Genomic DNA, 477 nt, shown 5'->3' on the forward strand with positions numbered 1-477 from the left:
GCCCTGCGCCTGGTGCTGGACGAGCTGCTGGAGGACGGCGCCAACGAGATGAATGGCTTGGCCCGCATGACGCTTCGCCGCGCGCAGGCGCAGTGGCGTGAGCTGGACGAGCACCTGGCCTGGTGCGACGAGCGACTGGCCGCCCATGAGCAGGAGAACCCGGAGGTGCGTCGCGCCGGGCAGCTCATGGGCATCGGCCCCGTTGGCGCATCAGCGGCCGTCGCCACAGTCGGGGACTTCAAACAATTCAAGAGTGGGGCCCAGTTCGGCGCCTGGCTGGGCCTGGTGCCCAAGCAGCATTCCAGCGGTGGCAAGCCCCACCTGGGCACCATCACCAAGCGCGGCGATGCCTATCTGCGGACCTTGCTGATCCAGGGCGCCAAATCCGTGGTCAACACCGCCCACACGCGCAGCGATCCGATCTCGCGTTGGGTCTTGGCCCTCAAGGAGCGCTCGGGCTGGCAGAAGGCCGTTGTC

The 477-nt window shown here is 68.1% G+C and carries 1 protein-coding gene; it reads left to right on the forward strand.

The features are described 5' to 3' along the window. Window positions 1-477: transposase (locus LZ017_RS21840; protein ID WP_241399036.1), on the forward strand; the 477-nt coding region annotated here is incomplete at both ends.

Source organism: Pelomonas sp. CA6 (assembly GCF_022549225.1).
Lineage (GTDB): Bacteria > Pseudomonadota > Gammaproteobacteria > Burkholderiales > Burkholderiaceae_C > Roseateles.